Here is a 17,457-nt window from a genome sequence, read left to right as displayed (position 1 = left end):
CATTGAATGGACAGTGTTCACGCTCTCTTTGCCGCTTCGGGATAGAACACGGCGTAGAGGGCAGGAGTTACGAAGAGCGTCAGCAGCGTAGCAAACGACAGGCCGAAGACAATCGTAGCCGCCATGCCGCCGAACACGACGTCGAACAGCAGGGGAATGCTGCCGAAGATGGTCGTAATGGCTGCCATCAGTACAGGCCTCGTACGCGAAACGGTAGCCTCAACGATGGCCTCACCGGGCGCGACACCTGCCCGCCGCTGAATGTTCACCTCGTCGAGCAGCACGATGACGTTCTTGATGATCATGCCCAGCAGGCCCAGCCATCCGGCTATGCAGAAGAAGCCGAACTGGAAACCTGTGACCAGCATCCCCACGACCACGCCGATGACCGACAGAGGCAGGATGAGGAAGATAATGGAAGGCTGGCGGAAATTGCCGAACAAGGCTACCAGTATGAGCACCAAGAAGACGATGGCCAGCGGGAAATACTTGATAAGCGCCTCCATAGCCTCTTTCTGGTCCTTATACTGCGAATCCCAGAAGAAACTGTATCCGGCGGGAAGCCCGATGCGCTCTATCTCGTCACGGATTTCACTATGTACTTCCTTCATGGTATGGCCGGGCTGTACGTCGCATTGTGCTGCCATAGACAGACGCCGGTTATAGGTCTTTACCAACGGCCATTCCCAACCGATCCCGATGCTGTCGGTCACCTGAGCCAAGGGGACAGAGTTGCGTCCATTCCACACAGGCAGGTCTTCGAGTGCAGCCTGCGACAGCTGCCCGCCGCCTACCGTACGCAACAGGACAGGCACCTGCTTGTCACCGTCGCGATAGATGCCTACCGGCGTGCCGTCGTTGGTACTCTTCACGGCCGTCATCAGGTCGGCTTTGCCCAGGTTCAGGCGGCCGGCTTTCACGGGGTCGTAGGCGGCACGCACCAGCATGGCCTTGTTACCCCACTCGTTGCGGGCGTTCATCACCTTCGGATTGCGGCGCATGATGTCGATGGCCATACTCGTCAGCGAATCGAGCACCCGGGGATCGTCACCGCAAAAGCGGGCTTCGATGAGCGCCTGCGGAATGCTGTTCAGCTCGAAGCGGTTGACGCGGATCAGGGCATCGGAGAAAGTCTGCGACAGCTCCTCTTGCAGTCCCACCTGCATGCTGCGCGCCACAGACGGGCTTACGGCCTCGACCAGACACTGTGCGTAGTTGCTCTGAGGTCCGTAGGCAGCATTGGCCAGGTAGTAGCGCGGGGGTGTCTGGCCGACAAAGGTCGACACGTGGCGGACGCCCTCATGCTGCATCAGCTTCTCGGCCAGGGCTTCGGCCTGACGTGAGGTCTCCTCCACGCGGGTGCCCTCGGGCAGCCAAACGTCGACGGAGAAGTATTGCTTGTCGAGCAACGGCATGAACTGCTGCGGAATGCAGCGGAAGCCCAACGCGCTGGCGGCCAGCAGCACCACCATCGAGGCCAGTACGAACCAGCGGCGGCGGATGGTCCAGCGCAGGGCACGGCGGAAGCGGTCGTACATGCGGCCCTGGAAGAGCTCGCCCTTCAACTCGTCGGGACGCGGACGACGGACGAATTCCTGCACGAAGAAGACGTTTTGCGAAACGGCCAGCACCCAGCTCAGAAGGAGTGACACGGCAATGACGATGAAGAGCGACGACAACAGCTCACCCGTAATGTGGGGCGACAGATAGACAGGCAGAAAGGTGAGCACGGCAATGAGCGTAGCGCCCAGCAGCGGCATAGCCGTCGTGCCTACGGCGGCAAGGATGGCCGTACGCTTGCGCATGCCGCGCTGCATGTTGACCAGCGTAGCGTCGTAGACCACGATGGCGTTGTCCACCAGCATGCCCATGGCAATGATGATGGCCGCCAGCGACATGCGTTGCAGGGCGATGCCCGTGCCATACATATAGATAAGGGTACCGAAAATGGAAAAGACCAGTCCGCTGCCAATCAGTATTCCGTTCTTCATGCCGATAAAGAACAGCAGCACGGCGATAACGGTCACAACAGAGATGATGAGGTTGAGCACAAAACCGTCGTTGGTAACAGACGACTCATGCCCCTGGTCGTAGACGGTACGGAGACGGTATCCCTCGGGCATCGTCTGCTCCAGCTGCGAGAGGCGGGCGGCTACGCGTTCGGCCATGTCGACTACGTTGCCGTCGGCCACCGTCGATATGGCGATGCCGATGGTAGGGAGACCGTCCATCTCCATGCGGCTGCGGGCCGGACGGACATAGCTCTCGCTGACAGCAGCCAGCTCACCCAGGCGGAAATAAGAGCCGTCGCGCGAGGTGACGGTCAGGTTCTCGAGTTCTTCGGGCGTCGTGAAGCTTCCTGCCGCATCAATGCGCAGGCGGTTATGGGCCGTCTCGACGGCGCCGGCATCAACGATGCGGTTCTGGCGGTCGAAGGCGGCGGCGATGTCGGCCATCGTCAGCCCGCTGGCAGCTAGCAGTGAAGGGTCAGCCTCTACCTCGATGGTGCGGTTTTGCACGCCATAGAGCTCGACGCGGGCCACATCGGGCACGGCCAGCAACTCGTTTTTGAGGCGTTCGGCCTGCTCCTCAAGTTCGCGATAGGTGTGCACGGCGCTACTCAAGCCATAAAACACGCCGAGTACATCGCCAAAATCATCGTTAACCACCGACGTACTTGCACCAGCTGGAAGCTTACCCTGCGCATCGCTCACCTTGCGCCGGAGCTTGTCCCACAGCTGCTGCATGGCATCGGCGCGAATTTCCTTCTTGACGTAGACGGTTATCTTGGAGAGGCCGGCACGGTTCTCGGTCTTGAGGTAATAGAGTTCGCCCAGCGATTGGATAGCCTCCTCGAGTACGTCCGTCACCTGCTGCTGCACTTCGAGAGGCGATGCGCCCGGATAAGTAGTGGTCACCACGGCCTGTTTGATGGTGAACGGGGCATCTTCGAGCTTACCCATGCCGACGTAGGCCACGACGCCGCCCAGCAGAATTAGCGCCAACAGGAGCCAACTCAGGGCGCAATTCTTCAGAAAGAATTTGGCAAGCGTCTTCATGGGCGGCCTCCTTTTTCAATCGTCAATCCTTCTACTTGGACAGTCTGACCTTCGGACAGGAAAGCAAGACGTGTCAAAGCCACTGTCTGACCTTCGACAAGACCTGAAATAACTTCTATCTTACTACCTTTGAGCAAACGCCCTAAGGTCACGAGCGACTTGGATACATGTCCGTCCGCATCTACAGTCCAAACGTAAGCATCCGAACGATCGTCTTGACAAACAGCCGCTTGAGGAATAGCTAAGGAAGAGACATAAGTAGAAGTTGAAGGTAAGGACACCGAGAGGTTTCCTGCCATTCCTCCAAGCAAGCTGTTATCTGAATTGTCAAGAAGCGCCGTTAGGCAATAAGAGAGATTATTGTCGGCTGCTGTCTGCGTTAAATACGTGGCCGAGGGCGTGAAGACACGGCCTGGCAAACGATCGAAATGTACATGAACGAGTGAATCGGGCACACCACCCCGCAAAGCCACAGCCATGTCTTCGGGCACATAGACTTCGACCTTCACTTGTGAAAGATCAATAAAAGTCACAACCGCCTGCGAAGGCTTCACTTCCTGATGGCGTTCGATGTGCGTCTGCTGTACAAAACCATCAAAAGGAGCCAAGAGACGCATGTCATCCAATTCGTTCACGGCCATATCGAAATCTGCACGAGCACGAGCGTAGTCAGCACGAGCCTTCTCATAGGCAGTAGCCGATACGCTGTTTTTTTCATAAAGATTGGCTGTACGACGATAGTCAGCCTCAGCCTGACGACAAAGAGCTTCGGCACGATCGCGACGTATGAGGAAATCACGACGATCGATAGCGGCTATCGGCTGTCCTTGACGAAAAAACTGACCTGCCTGCACTGTAAAGTTGTCCACCGGCCCGCCTACACGAAAAGCGAGCTGAGTGACACGCACAGGCTCAGAAATAAATGTATAACTGCGGGCAGCTTCACTCGTAATAGTTTCAGCACGGGCCACCCGCACGACCGGCTGAGGCCTGACTGGCTGCTCCTGCTTGCCACATGCGGCCAGCAAGGCAGACAGACACACCATGAAAAATGCGTTTCCAAATAAATTCTGCTTCATATCTCTTTTTACACTTCGGTTTACAAATATCGTCCGCAAAATTAGCGGAGGCTGCTACTCCTCGTGAGTAAAACTTACCCAACCGCAAAATAAGGCCACTGAAACACGAAAAAAGAAAGATGAAACTCACAAAGCCATATACAACGACTCAGAAAGAAACGGACAGAAAAACTCGCCTATCGTTTGTCGCTCCAATACCTTTTTATATCTTTGCCGAAAACCTCAAAACAAACCATTTATGGCAACATACAAGAGAATCTTACTGAAGCTCAGCGGCGAGAGCCTCATGGGCGAAAAGCAGTATGGCATCGACGAAAAACGTCTGGCCGAATATGCAGCACAGATCAAGGAAATACACGCCACAGGCGTACAGATAGGCATCGTCATCGGCGGCGGAAACATCTTCCGCGGCTTAAGTGGAGCCTCAAAAGGCTTCGACCGCGTGAAAGGCGACCAGATGGGCATGCTGGCCACGGTCATCAATAGCCTTGCGCTCAGCTCGGCACTGACGGCCGCAGGCGTCAAGGCGCGTGTGCTGACAGCCGTACGCATGGAGCCCATCGGCGAATTCTACAACAAATGGCGCGCCATCGAATGCATGGAAGCAGGCGAAGTGGTCATCATGTCGGCCGGCACGGGCAATCCGTTCTTCACCACCGACACAGGTTCCAGCCTACGTGGCATTGAAATCGAAGCTGACGTCATGCTGAAAGGTACCCGCGTGGACGGCATCTATACGGCCGATCCTGAAAAAGACCCGACAGCCACGAAATTCCACGATATCACTTACGACGAAGTGCTGCGCCGCGGCCTGAAGGTGATGGACCTCACCGCCACGTGCATGTGTAAGGAAAACAACCTGCCCATCATCGTCTTTGATATGGATACCGTGGGCAACCTCAAGAAGGTTATCGACGGCGAAGACATCGGCACATTGGTACACAACTAAAAAAGCATTGCTTTCCATCGAAGAAAACAGTGCTTTACACCCAAGAAAACACTGTTTTCCTCTAATCGAGCCAATATCTTCCGAAGCAAAAAAAACTTGCAATGTTGCAAAAGAAGAAATAATACGCTACATTTGCTCTACTAAATAAAAAAACAACCATTCTATATAATAAAGAACGAAGCGATATGAAAGACGTAAAAGACATCCTGAACGAAGCGCAGGAGAAAATGGACATGGCCATCATGTATCTGGACGAAGCATTGGCACACATCCGCGCCGGCAAGGCCGACGTACGCCTGCTGGACGGCATCCGCGTAGACTCCTACGGCAGCATGGTGCCCATCAATAACGTAGCCGCCGTGACGACTCCCGACGCACGCAGCATCGCCATCAAGCCGTGGGACAAATCCATGTTCCGCGTGATCGAAAAGGCCATCATCGACTCCTCACTGGGCATCATGCCCGAAAACAACGGCGAAATCATCCGTATTGGCATTCCGCCTCTGACAGAAGAGCGTCGTAAGCAACTGGCCAAGCAATGCAAGGGCGAAGGTGAAACAGCCAAGGTAAGCGTGCGCAACGCCCGTCGCGACGCTATCGACCAGCTGAAGAAAGCCGTCAAGGAAGGCCTTGCCGAAGATGCCCAGAAAGGTGGAGAAGAAAAGCTGCAGAAAGTACACGACAAGTACATCAAGCAGATCGACGACATGCTGACCGCCAAGGATAAGGAAATCATGACCGTATAACAATTGATAATTGATAATGGAGAATGGATAAAGAGATTCACTGGCAACATTCTATTCTTAATTATCAATTCTCCATTATCTATTTTCAATTCTCAATTCAATGAAAGGGCTTGTCATCAAGAATACAGGCAGCTGGTATCTCGTCAAGACGGAAGACGGGCGCTGCATCGAGTGCAAGATCAAAGGCAACTTCCGCCTGAAGGGTATCCGCAGCACTAACCCTGTAGCTGTGGGCGACTACGTACAGATCATCCTCAACCAAGAAGGCACTGCCTTCATCAGCGAAATTGAAGACCGACGGAACTACATCATCCGCCGCGCCTCTAATCTGTCAAAGCAATCGCACATCATCGCCTCCAACCTCGACCAGTGCATGCTCATCGTCACCGTCAACTACCCAGAAACCTCGACTACCTTCATTGACCGTTTTCTGGCTACAGCCGAGGCCTATCGCATTCCTGTAAAGCTCATCTTCAACAAGATAGATGCTTACGACGAAGATGACCTCCACTACTTGGACAGCCTCATCCACCTTTATACCACCATCGGTTACCCCTGCTTCAAGGTATCGGCCACACAGGGCACAGGCATCGACCTCCTCAAGTCCGAACTTTGCGACCGCATCACCCTGCTTTCAGGTCATTCAGGCGTTGGCAAATCCACTCTGATCAATGCCATCCTACCTGATGCCTCAGCACGAACGGGCGAAATATCTGCTGCCCACAACAAAGGTATGCACACCACCACTTTCTCCGAGATGTTCGCTCTCGAAGGAGGCGGCTACCTCATCGACACTCCAGGCATCAAAGGTTTCGGTACCTTCGACATGGAAGAAGAGGAAATCGGCCACTACTTCCCTGAAATTTTCAAGATCTCGGCCGAATGCCGCTATGGCAATTGTACCCATCGCCACGAACCTGGCTGTGCTGTGCGCCAAGCTGTCGAAGAGCACTACATTAGCGAATCGCGCTACCAATCTTATCTCAGCATGCTCGAAGACAAGGAGGAAGGGAAGTATCGGACAGGATATTGATTCCATATCCCCTGCATCTCCAACTAAGATTCTTCTGTTAATAAAGCATAATCTTTCCGTTCGACATTAAACTATTCCCTATCTTAGCTCTCCAAATCAAAAGGTTGATTTTATATACTAATACCACGAACAACTGAAAGAATGAAGAAGAGAGTAAAATGGGGGCTCGTCGCCATCGTTGGTGCTGGGCTTATAGGTTGGGGTGTCTATTCACAAATGCCCAAACCAAATGAAGAATTGGCCGAAGCCGACAAAGTAATGGCCAATCAAAAACAAGGGAAAAAAGCGCTAAATATCAATGCTATCATTGTAAAGCCACAAGTGTTGACCGACGAAATTCCGATCATCGGCAGCCTGATACCCGACGAAGAAGTGAACCTTTCGTTCGAGACATCAGGCAAAATCGTTGAAATCAATTTCGAAGAAGGAACTACTGTAAAAAAAGGCCAGCTGCTAGCCAAAGTAAACGACCGCCCGCTGCAGGCACAGCTGCAACGACTGGTTTCGCAACTGAAACTGGCCGAAGACCGCGTATTCCGTCAGGACGCCCTGCTGAAACGTGATGCTGTCAGCCAGGAAGCCTACGAGCAGGTCAAGACCGAACTCGCCACGCTGAATGCCGACATCGAAAGCGTCGAGGCGCAGATAGCACAAACCGAGCTGCGCGCCCCCTTCGACGGCATCATCGGTTTGCGCCAGGTGAGTGTGGGTACCTACGCTTCGCCTACTACCATCGTAGCCAAGCTCACCAAGATTTCTCCCTTGAAGCTGGAGTTTGCCGTGTCCGAGCGCTATGCCCGCGATATCAAGGTGGGCACCAACCTGAGCTTCACGCTGGAAGGCTCGCTGGACACCTACCACGCACAAGTCTATGCTCGAGAGTCGAGTCTTGATATCAACACACACACACTGACCGTACGTGCCCTCTATCCCAACCCCAGCGGCATCATGCCAGGCCGTTACGCCTCCATCACGTTGAAGAAGCAGGAATACAAGGATGCATTGGCCATTCCTTCTCAAGCCATTGTACCCGAAATGGGTAAAGACAAAGTATTTGTCTATCGCTCGGGAAAGGCTGAACCAACAGAGATAATCACTGGTATCCGCACCGATGCACAAGTACAGGTAGTCAAAGGTTTGGCTACTGGAGACACGGTTATCATATCAGGTACTCAACAACTCCGCACAGGAATGGACGTTACCATCGATCATATCGAATAAATTAAAAATGAGAAACAAAGGGTGAAGAGTCTTTACGTGTAGATTTTATAAATCAACCGTCCTCTCTTCCCCTCGCTTGAGTTCATTTGTAATTCGTAATTTGTAATTCCTAATATCTAATTCTTCATTTAAATGAATATATCCGAACTAAGCATACGCCGCCCCGTATTGTCAACGGTATTGACCATCATCATCCTACTCTTTGGACTCATTGGCTATACCTACCTTGGCGTGCGCGAATATCCGTCGGTGGACAACCCCATTATCTCCGTGTCCTGTTCGTACACGGGTGCCAACGCCGACGTTATCGAAAACCAGATAACCGAACCGCTGGAACAGAACATCAACGGCATCCCCGGTATCCGCTCACTGACCAGTGTCAGCCAGCAGGGGCAAAGCCGAATTACTGTCGAATTCGAGCTGTCTGTCGACCTGGAAACAGCCGCCAACGACGTGCGCGACAAGGTATCGCGTGCCCAGCGTTACCTGCCCCGCGACTGCGACCCGCCTACCGTATCGAAAGCCGATGCCGACGCCGTGCCTATCCTGATGGTAGCCCTGCAGAGCAACAAGCGCTCGCTGCTGGAGCTGAGCGAGATAGCTGACCTCACCGTAAAGGAACAGCTTCAGACTATCTCCGACGTAAGTAGCGTGAGCATCTGGGGTGAAAAGAAGTACTCCATGCGTCTTTGGCTCGACCCCACCAAGATGTCGGGCTACGGCATCACCCCAGTCGACGTAAAGAATGCCATCGATCAGGAAAACATCGAGCTCCCGTCGGGCAGTATCGAAGGGAATATGACCGAGCTTACCATCCGCACCCTAGGTCTGATGCATACACCCGAAGAGTTCAACAACCTCATCATCAAGGAAGATGCCAACCGCATCATCCGCTTCAGCGATATCGGCCGTGCCGAACTGGGAGCCGCCGACATCAAGAGCTACATGAAGATGAACGGCGTGCCGATGGTAGGTGTAGTCGTCGTTCCCCAGCCGGGTGCCAACCACATCCAGATTGCCGACGCCGTGTACGAACGCATGGAACGCATGAAGAAAGACCTGCCCGAAGACGTAACCTACAGCTACGGATTCGACAACACAAAGTTCATCCGCGCCTCCATCAGCGAAGTGGAAAGCACCGTGTATGAAGCCTTCGTGCTGGTTATCATCATTATCTTCCTCTTCTTGCGCGACTGGCGCGTCACATTGGTACCCTGTATCGTAATTCCCGTGTCGCTCATCGGTGCCTTCTTCGTGATGTACGTGGCAGGTTTCTCCATCAACGTACTGACGATGCTGGCCGTCGTTCTCTCCGTAGGTCTGGTGGTGGACGACGCCATCGTGATGACCGAGAACATCTACGTCCGCATCGAAAAAGGCATGCCGCCCAAGGAAGCAGGCATCGAGGGAGCTAAGGAAATCTTCTTTGCCGTCATCTCCACCACCATCACGCTGGTAGCCGTGTTCTTCCCCATCGTCTTCATGGAAGGTACCACAGGCCGACTCTTCCGCGAGTTCAGCTTCGTCATCTCGGGCTCCATCATCATATCCTCATTTGCAGCCCTTACCTTCACGCCGATGCTGGCCACCAAGCTGCTGAAACGACAGGAACAGAAGAACTGGTTCTATCGCAAGACGGAACCCTTCTTCGAGGGGATGAACCGCCTGTACAGCCGTTCACTAGCCGCTTTCCTACACAAGCGGTGGATAGCCCTGGTGTTCACCTTGATTACGTTCTGCATCATCTTCGTTCTGTGGAACAGCATACCCGCCGAGATGGCTCCACTGGAAGACCGCTCGCAGATCACCATCAGCACCATCGGTGCCGAAGGTGTGAGCTACGAATACATCCGCGACTATACCGAACGCATCAACGACGTGGTCGACTCCATCATCCCCGATGCCGAAGCCGTCACGGCACGTGTATCGAGCGGAAGCGGTAACGTGCAAATCACGCTGAAAGATATCCGCGAACGCGACTACAGCCAGATGGATGTGGCCGCCAAACTGACCCGCGCCCTGAAGTCTGAAACAGAAGCCCGCGCCTTCCTGCGCCAGCAGTCCTCGTTCGGCGGACGCCGTGCCAGCATGCCCGTGCAATATGTATTGCAGGCCACCAACCTTGAAAAGCTGCAGGAAGTGCTGCCGAAATTTATGGAACGCGTCTACGAAAACGATGTTTTCCAGATGGCCGACGTCGACCTGAAGTTCAGCAAGCCTGAAGCCCGCATCAGCATCAACCGCGACAAGGCCGGCGCCATGGGCGTCAGCACCAAGAACATCGCCCAGACCCTGCAATACGGCTTGAGCGGCCAGCGTATGGGCTACTTCTACATGAACGGCAAGCAATACGAGATATTGGGAGAAATCAACCGCCAGCAACGCAACAAGCCGGCCTACCTCGTCGGTCTGTACATCCGTAACGATGCAGGCGACATGATCCAGCTCGACAACCTCGTGGAACTGGTCTACGGCACGGCTCCTCCGAAGCTGTACCGCTACAACCGTTTCGTATCGGCCACCGTTTCGGCAGGTCTGGCCGAGGGCAAGACCATCGGACAGGGACTGGAAGAAATGGACAAGATAGCCGACGAAGTGCTGGACGAAACCTTCCGTACGGCTCTGGCAGGCGACTCGAAGGACTATAGTGAGAGTGCATCCAGCCTGATGTTTGCCTTCATCCTGGCCATCTTCCTCATCTATCTGATTCTGGCCGCCCAGTTCGAGAGCTTCAAGGACCCGCTCATCATCATGCTCACCGTGCCGCTGGCCATTGCCGGAGCCCTGATATTCATGTATTTCGGTGACATCACGATGAACATCTTCAGCCAGATCGGCATTATTATGCTCATCGGTCTGGTAGCCAAGAACGGTATCCTCATTGTGGAGTTTGCCAACCAGAAGCAGGAAGCGGGCGAAGACAAGTTGCAGGCCATCAAGGACGCCGCCCTCCAGCGTCTGCGCCCCATCCTGATGACCAGCGCCTCGACCGTTATCGGCCTCATCCCGCTGGCTTTCGCCACGGGCGAAGGTGCCAACCAGCGCATCGCCATGGGTACGGCTGTGGTAGGCGGCATGCTGGTATCCACACTGCTCACCATGTACATCGTGCCCGCCATCTACAGCTATGTGTCAACCAACCGAAGTAAAGTAAGAAAGATATGAAACGAATCGCCTTGTCTATGATAGCCGCATTCTGTACCCTTTGTTCCTTGCAGGCACAACAAGCGGCCACCTATACCCTGAAGTCGTGCCTCGAACAGGGGCTGCTCAACAACTACTCCCTGCGCATCACGCACAACGAGGAGCAGATCAGTAAAAACAATGCCACCCTGGCCAACGCAGGCGCCCTGCCCACTATCGACTTGACAGGCGGCTACCGGGCCACGTTAGACAACACCAACAGCACCGTGCGGAGCACAGGCGTTACGGAGAAGCAGCATAACGTGTTCGACCAGACCGTCGATGCCGGCATCGACCTAAACTGGACCATCTTCGACGGCTTCAACATCTCTACCACCTACCAGCAGCTGAAGCTGCTCCGCGAACAGGGAGAGACCAATACACGCATCGCACTGGAAGACTTCATCGCCTCGCTGGCCGCCGAATACTACAACTTCATCCAGCAGAAAATCCGCATGAAGAACCTGCTCTATGCCGTACAGCTCTCCAAGGAGCGACTGCGTATCGTGGAGGCACGCTACCATGTGGGAGACTTCTCGCGCCTTGACTACCAGCAGGCCAAGGTGGACTTCAACGCCGACAGCGCCCAGTACATGAAGCAGCAGGAGCTGCTGCACACCTCGCGCATCAACCTGAACGAGCTGATGGGCAACGAAGACGTGGACCAGCTCATCCAGACGCCTGACAGCATCATCGACGTGAACCAGTCGCTCGACTTCGAAGAGCTGTGGAAAGCCACCCTGAGCGTGAACTCCTCCCTGCTGAAGGCCGACCAGAACACCCAGCTGGCACAGATGGACTACAAGAAAGTGAATTCACGCAACTATCCCTACGTGCGCCTGAACGCCGGATACGGCTATACGTTCAACAAGTATGACATCAACAGCTACAGCCGCCGCAACAACTTCGGATTCAACGGAGGCATCACCGTAGGGTTCAACCTCTTCGACGGCAACCGCAAGCGCGAGCGGCGCAATGCCAGCATCGCCGTGAAGAACGCACGCCTGCAACGCGACGAGCTGGAACTGGCACTGCGGGCCGACCTGAGTAACTTGTGGCAAGCCTACCGCAACAACCTGGAGATGCTGAACCTGGAACGGCAGAACCTCATCGCCGCCAAGGACAACCACGACATCGCCATGGAACGTTACATGTTGGGCAACCTTTCGGGTATCGAAATGCGCGAAGCACAAAAGAGCCTCCTTGACGCAGAGGAACGCATCCTGACAGCTGAATATAACACTAAACTTTGCGAAATATCGCTCCTACAAATCAGTGGAAAAGTGACAAAGTACCTGGAATAAAACAGTTTTTCGCCATCCGAATCCAAATATTACGCTACTTTTGTGACAATCAAACAGAAACGAAAACAGGAATTCTATCATGAGAAAAATTGTCTTGGCCTGCATCGCTGCATTACTTAGTTCTACCCTGACACATGCACAAAAGTCAGAAGTAACGTATAAAAGTAAACAACCCTATAAGAGTTGGGTAAAAATGGCTCCAAAACTGAACGATGACTTTTTTAAAACTAAAGAAGCCATTCGTATCGGTGACAATGTCCTACTCTACCAACAGACAACAGGAGGATGGCCGAAGAATATTTACATACCTGCCGAACTGGATGAAAAAGAGCGGGAAGAAGTACTGTCTGAAAAAGACGATGTCAATCAAAGCACGATTGACAATACAGCTACTACAACTGAAATTACCTATTTGTCTCGCCTCTATAACGCCACAGGCATCGAGAAGTACAAGAAAGCCGCCATTAAAGGTATCCGATACCTATTCGAAGCACAATACGATAACGGTGGATGGCCCCAATTTTATCCACGTCCTACAGGCTACTACACCCACATCACCTACAACGACGATGCCATGATCAATGTCATGGAATTACTACAGGACATAGCCAACGACAAGGCACCCTACACATATTTGCCCGAAGATATCCGCAAACAGGCACAGGCCGCAGTAGACAAAGGTATAGAGTGTATCCTCCATACGCAAGTAAAACAGAACGGGAAACTAACTGTGTGGTGTGCCCAACACGACGAGCACACTTTAGCCCCTGCCAAGGCCCGCGCCTACGAACTGCCCTCACTCAGCGGAGCTGAGTCGGACAACATCGTGCTTTTCTTGATGAATCTTCCTCACCCTTCGCCCGAGATTATCGCCAGCATAGAAGGAGCTGTCAACTGGTTCAAACAAGTACAAATCAACGGCCTGAAGCGTGAATATTTCACCAATGACGAAGGCCAGAAAGACTATCGCATGATACCCTGTCAAGAAGGCGAAGCGTGTGACCCGCTATGGGCCCGCTTCTACACACTCGAAGACAACCGCCCCTTCTTCTGCGACCGCGATGGTATCAAGCGCTATGACCTGTCAGAAATTGGTCATGAACGGCGCAACGGGTACAGCTGGTATAACAATGGCGGTCTGAAAGTATTCAAGAAATACGAGCAGTGGAAGAAAAAGTTGAAAAACTAACCCAATACCCAACGCGTCTTTCGGCCGAACACCCGATAGGCTAATGCTACCAACAACCACGACACTCCAAATGCCACAACCGAAGCGCAAGGTATTTGAATGCAGATAGGTACATCCAACATACGCATCAATACGACAGAAGGCCCTGTAAAGAAATAGTGGATCATGTAAACTCCAAAACCACAAAGTGTCAAGTTGGCCAGCATCCGACGAAGCCGTTCTGAGTGTACCTCTATCTTCTTACAGCACATGAATACGGGAACGGTCATCAAGACTACATTCAGTGAACAATAAGTGAAGAACAGTTCCAACATTTCGTCTGTACAATCTGGCAGAGCTGTCATATGACGAAAACCCAAATAAGTCACTGCATACCCAACGATAAACATCGGCACACCTACCAGTAACAGCATCCGTCTACTCCACTCCCGCTGACGCAAGACATGACCTAATAGCAGATAACCATTAAATCCTGCAAAATAGTAAAGCATACCGAACGAGTTCCACGAACAAGATCCCCACAAGTATTCGGACACAAACTCATTATAATAAGGAAGCAACAAGGTCACTCCCCACAAAGCCAGGAACCACAGCTTGGCTCGATCCGAAGCCTGAGCTACCCATGCTGAAAAGACTGGTAAATAGAGATAAAGTCCTATCAACAGATAGATATACCACATATGCACAGCTAAAATAGAGAAATTAAACGGTATACCGGCAATATAGCCCAAGCTTACCTCCAGCGACTGACGCATCACGTCTTCACCTGAATAGGGAAAGAAATCGAGAATAACCCGCGGCTCTACCCCCAACAATCCTGTTACCCATGGAAACAGGTTATAAAGTACCGACCAAATAAGGAAAGGAAAGAATACACGTGTGATACGTTTCTTGTAAAAAAACCTGCTACTCTCACGAACCGGCAATAACAAGGCTCCTGTAATCATAACAAATAGCGGAACACAAGGACGCAATAAAGCTCCGTAGGCTGCTCCCCAGAACTTGATCTCACCGATTTCGGGCGATGTACCCGGATAAAAATTAAAAGGATCCGTACAATGACAGCACACCACCATAAACATAGCTGCCAAACGGACAATGTCCAGCCACACGATGTGTCCGGACTTCTGCTTCGAAACCGTTTTTTCCATAAAGTCTATTCTTCAAGATTTGAGGGCATAAAGATAGAAAAGGATGGTGGTATTTCCTAAAAAAAGAAGATATAAAAGTTTCTTTCATAACACAACAAATTTATTGGTCATATCATCGTCCTTTTCAACATTCCTTTTTAACTTTGCCTATACAACATACTACTCCACACTAAGACATATACTTCCAATAAAGAAACAACAAATAAAGACAGGTAAAACGATGCTTAACTCATTAAAAAGTACCCTTTTCCTCTTTTGCATAGGAGGACTGTTCAGCCTGCCCGCCTATCCGCAGGGCACAGTAGAAGACTATAACCGGGCTTATAGCCTTCGCGAAAAATACAACCCGAGACACGTGCTATACAGCAACGTCGTCCCCCATTGGGTGGAAAACACCGATGTTTTCTGGTACATCCGTAACACAACCCGAGGCAAGGAATACGTCAAGATTGACGCCAAACAATCCAAACGCTCCGCCTTGTTCAGCCAGGAGAAACTGGCCACGCTGCTTTCCGAACAAACAGGAAAACATACTGATGCCTACAACCTGCCCCTGAACCAATGCCACTTGAACAGACAGGCTGACACCCTGCGCTTCGAGTCAGCAGGCCAGTATTGGGCATACGCCATCAAAAAGAACACGCTCGTGACGGAAGGCGAAGTACAGCCCCGCGGACCGCAGCCCCACTGGATGGAGGTGGACGACGAGAAAGGCCGTGGGCCTGTCACCTCGCCCGACGGAAAATATACCGCTTTCATCAAGAATGACAATATTTACGTGCGCGACGTCGCCAGCGGAAAAGAAAAACAACTGAGTATCGACGGTACAAAAGGCAACTACTATTCATCCTACATCCAATGGTCGCCCGACTCGAAAGCACTGGCTGCCTGCCGCATCCGTCCCGCCGAGAAACGCTATGTCTATTACGTAGAATCGTCACCCGCCGACCAACTCCAACCCAAGCTCCACAAGCAGGAGTATGCCAAACCTGGCGACGAACTGCGCTTCAAGGTACCCTGCATCTTCGAAGTGGAGAGCGGACGTCGACTGATTCCCTCCACCGAACTCTTCAGCCACCAGTACGACCTGTACGGCCCCACTTGGAACGCCGACAGCAAGGCCATCACGTTTGAGTACAACGAACGGGGCCACAAAGTCTATCGGGTGTTGGAAATGTCGGCAACCGACGGCCAAGTACGCACGCTCATTGAGGAACGCGAGGAGAAGTACGTCAACTACCCCCGCATCTACCGCCACTACCTCGCAGACGGAAAACACATCCTCTGGTCGAGCGAACGCGACAACTACAACCACCTCTACCTGTACGACCGCACGACAGGAAAGCCGACTCACCAAATCACCCGTGGCGAATGGTACGTACGCGAAGTACAGTACGTGGACGAGCAGAACGAGATCATCTACTTCTCGGCCAACGGCATGAACAAGGACGAAGATCCGTACCTTATCCATTACTACCGCATCGGCTTCGACGGCTCCGGTCTGACCTGCCTGACCCCTGAAGAGGGAATGCACAAGGCCTGGTATTCGTCCGACCATCAATATCTGGTCGATGTATATAGCAAGGTGGACCAGGCACCCGTGGCCGTTCTGCGCAACGCGACCGACGGCAGCATACGCATGACGCTGGAGCAGGCCGACATATCGGCACTGGTACAGAACGGCTGGAAAGCCCCCGAGGTGTTCACGGCCAAAGGGCGCGACGGAAAGACCGACATGTGGGGACTCATTTACCGCCCCACCACCCTCGACCCGAACAAGAAATACCCCGTCATCGAGTACATCTACTCCGGCCCGGGCGACCAATACGTACCCAAAACCTTCACTCCCTACAACTGGTGGATGACCTCACTGGCCGAACTGGGCTTCATCGTGGTACAAGTGGACGGCATGACTACCTCCTTCCGCTCCAAAGAGTTCGAAGAAGTATGCTACAAGAATCTGAAAGACGCCGGCCTGCCCGACCACATCGCCTGGATCAAGGCCGCCGCCGAGAAGTATCCCTACATGGACATCGACCGCGTAGGCATCTTCGGCTGCTCGGCCGGCGGACAGGAGTCTACAGGCGCCGTACTCTTCCATCCCGAATTCTACAAAGCCGCTTACTCGGCCTGCGGATGCCACGACAATCGGATGGACAAAATCTGGTGGAACGAACTGTGGATGGGCTACCCCGTGGACGAGTCCTACAGCGCCTGCTCCAACGTTGACAACGCCCATCGGTTGACGCGTCCCCTGATGCTGGTCGTAGGCGAGATGGACGACAATGTCGATCCGGCTTCGACCATGCAAGTAGTCAATGCCCTCATCAAGGCCGGCAAGGACTTCGACCTGGTGGTCATCCCCGGTGCCCGCCATACGATGGGCGAGGACTTCGGCGAACACAAGCGGTATGACTTCTTCGTTCGCCATCTGCTGGGTGTGACACCACCGTCGTGGGATCAGGTACGCACCAAGTAAACCGCCCCATCTCACCTGCCTACCCAACGACAGAATCCGCCTTAACAGCAATCGTTCTGCGACC

The 17,457-nt window shown here is 53.0% G+C and carries 11 protein-coding genes; 8 read left to right on the top strand and 3 right to left on the bottom strand.

Translation table 11 applies throughout. The features are described 5' to 3' along the window. Positions 1–17: 17 nt before the first annotated feature. On the bottom strand, positions 18–3,059 hold the full coding sequence (locus tag HF894_RS10150; protein WP_204972140.1) for an efflux RND transporter permease subunit: 3,042 nt from the start codon (positions 3,057–3,059) through the stop codon (positions 18–20). Beyond that, the gene (locus HF894_RS10145; protein ID WP_204972138.1) at positions 3,056–4,138 is read right to left on the bottom strand and encodes an efflux RND transporter periplasmic adaptor subunit; all 1,083 of its coding nucleotides are present in this window, start codon (positions 4,136–4,138) and stop codon (positions 3,056–3,058) included. The genes HF894_RS10150 and HF894_RS10145 overlap by 4 nt, the downstream gene beginning before the upstream one ends. 238 nt (positions 4,139–4,376) lie before the next feature. Here HF894_RS10145 and pyrH point away from each other — a divergent pair, with 238 nt between their 5' ends. The 7 genes from pyrH to pelA all read left to right on the top strand — a co-directional run bounded on the left by pyrH (position 4,377) and on the right by pelA (position 13,763). After that, positions 4,377–5,087 carry a UMP kinase gene (gene pyrH, locus HF894_RS10140; RefSeq protein ID WP_204972136.1) on the top strand — a complete coding sequence of 237 codons (711 nt, stop codon included), beginning with the start codon at positions 4,377–4,379 and terminating at the stop codon, positions 5,085–5,087. A gap of 185 nt (positions 5,088–5,272) precedes the next feature. Next, complete coding sequence (gene frr / locus HF894_RS10135; protein WP_204972134.1) at positions 5,273–5,833, top strand: ribosome recycling factor; 561 nt, start codon at positions 5,273–5,275, stop codon at positions 5,831–5,833. A gap of 100 nt (positions 5,834–5,933) precedes the next feature. Continuing rightward, complete coding sequence (gene rsgA, locus HF894_RS10130) at positions 5,934–6,866, top strand: ribosome small subunit-dependent GTPase A (RefSeq protein WP_204968535.1); 933 nt, start codon at positions 5,934–5,936, stop codon at positions 6,864–6,866. A 141-nt stretch (positions 6,867–7,007) separates the two neighbouring features. Continuing rightward, a complete protein-coding gene (locus tag HF894_RS10125; RefSeq protein WP_204972132.1) occupies positions 7,008–8,087 on the top strand; it encodes an efflux RND transporter periplasmic adaptor subunit in 1,080 nt (359 codons plus the stop codon). A 132-nt stretch (positions 8,088–8,219) separates the two neighbouring features. Next, positions 8,220–11,252: an efflux RND transporter permease subunit gene (locus HF894_RS10120; RefSeq protein WP_204972130.1), complete on the top strand. Its 3,033-nt coding sequence runs from the start codon at positions 8,220–8,222 to the stop codon at positions 11,250–11,252. After that, the gene (locus HF894_RS10115) at positions 11,249–12,574 is read left to right on the top strand and encodes a TolC family protein (RefSeq protein WP_021847476.1); all 1,326 of its coding nucleotides are present in this window, start codon (positions 11,249–11,251) and stop codon (positions 12,572–12,574) included. Before HF894_RS10120 ends, HF894_RS10115 begins: the two co-directional genes overlap by 4 nt. A gap of 79 nt (positions 12,575–12,653) precedes the next feature. Further along, complete coding sequence (gene pelA, locus HF894_RS10110; RefSeq protein ID WP_021847475.1) at positions 12,654–13,763, top strand: pectate lyase; 1,110 nt, start codon at positions 12,654–12,656, stop codon at positions 13,761–13,763. On the opposite strand, the gene HF894_RS10105 is transcribed toward pelA, so the two are convergent. Next, the gene (locus HF894_RS10105) at positions 13,760–14,914 is read right to left on the bottom strand and encodes an acyltransferase (protein WP_075318066.1); all 1,155 of its coding nucleotides are present in this window, start codon (positions 14,912–14,914) and stop codon (positions 13,760–13,762) included. The genes pelA and HF894_RS10105 overlap by 4 nt on opposite strands. Positions 14,915–15,116: 202 nt before the next feature. Between HF894_RS10105 and HF894_RS10100 the strand changes: the two genes are divergently transcribed. Further along, positions 15,117–17,393 (top strand): S9 family peptidase, encoded by a 2,277-nt coding sequence (locus HF894_RS10100; protein ID WP_394369843.1) that lies wholly within the window; start codon positions 15,117–15,119, stop codon positions 17,391–17,393. The last annotated feature ends 64 nt before the right edge of the window (positions 17,394–17,457 follow it).

The sequence above is a fragment of the Caecibacteroides pullorum genome, assembly GCF_019239235.1.
In the GTDB taxonomy this organism is placed as follows: Bacteria; Bacteroidota; Bacteroidia; order Bacteroidales; family Bacteroidaceae; genus Bacteroides; species Bacteroides pullorum.
Note: the sequence above shows the minus strand (reverse complement) of the source record. Positions and strands in the feature narration are given on the sequence as shown.